Source organism: Acinetobacter sp. ANC 4218 (genome assembly GCF_002135245.1).
In the GTDB taxonomy this organism is placed as follows: Bacteria; Pseudomonadota; Gammaproteobacteria; order Pseudomonadales; family Moraxellaceae; genus Acinetobacter.
Map to the genome: position 1 here is coordinate 1 of NZ_NEGD01000035.1, position 1,010 is coordinate 1,010.

The following is a 1,010-nucleotide window of genomic DNA, read 5'->3' on the forward strand; positions in this document are numbered from 1 at the left end:
CTTGTACACACCGCCCGTCACACCATGGGAGTTTGTTGCACCAGAAGTAGGTAGTCTAACCGTAAGGAGGACGCTTACCACGGTGTGGCCGATGACTGGGGTGAAGTCGTAACAAGGTAGCCGTAGGGGAACCTGCGGCTGGATCACCTCCTTAACGAAAGATTGACGATCGGTAAGAATCCACAACAAGTTGTTCTTCATGACGATGTATCTGAGGGTCTGTAGCTCAGTTGGTTAGAGCACACGCTTGATAAGCGTGGGGTCACAAGTTCAAGTCTTGTCAGACCCACCATGACATACTTCATAGATACATTGACTTATTGATAAGCTGGGGACTTAGCTTAGTTGGTAGAGCGCCTGCTTTGCACGCAGGAGGTCAGGAGTTCGACTCTCCTAGTCTCCACCATGTATCTTCGGATGCATAATAAGCAAACGGTTAGATAGCTTATAGAGCTTAGTAAGAAAGCGGCGTATAATGCGCGGCATTGTTATTAACCTCTGTGATTTATCACAGTTTACTGTTCATCGACGAGATGGCAGTTAATCATTAACAGAATATATTTGAGTTGAAATAAATTGTTCATACTCGTTTTAAACAACCTAGCAAGTAATTGTGAAAGTTGGATGAAATGAGTTACTAGCGATTAAACTGAATCAAGCGTTTTGGTATATGAATCTAATTGAAGCTGTACGGTGCTTAAGTGCACAGTGCTCTAAACTGTTATGTTGGTTGATCTACTTGTAGGATCAAACGACTGTTTGGGGTTGTATAGTCAAGTAATTAAGTGCATGTGGTGGATGCCTTGGCAGTCAGAGGCGATGAAAGACGTAATAGCCTGCGATAAGCTCCGGGGAGGCGGCAAATATCCTGTGATCCGGAGATTTCTGAATGGGGAAACCCACTTACCATAAGGTAGGTATCGCAACATGAATACATAGTGTTGCGAGGCGAACGAGGGGAAGTGAAACATCTCAGTACCCTTAGGAAAAGAAATCAATTGAGATTCCCT

General features: G+C 44.3%; 2 tRNA genes and 2 rRNA genes. All 4 read left to right on the top strand.

The annotated features are described in order from the left end of the window. Window positions 1-154 (top strand): 16S ribosomal RNA (locus B9T38_RS16505); the annotation flags it as partial. A gap of 61 nt (window positions 155-215) precedes the next feature. Then, window positions 216-292, top strand: a tRNA-Ile gene (locus tag B9T38_RS16510). Between the two features lie 38 nt (window positions 293-330). Then, window positions 331-406 (top strand) — tRNA-Ala (locus B9T38_RS16515). Window positions 407-771: 365 nt separating this feature from the next. Then, window positions 772-1,010 (top strand): 23S ribosomal RNA (locus B9T38_RS16520); the annotation flags it as partial.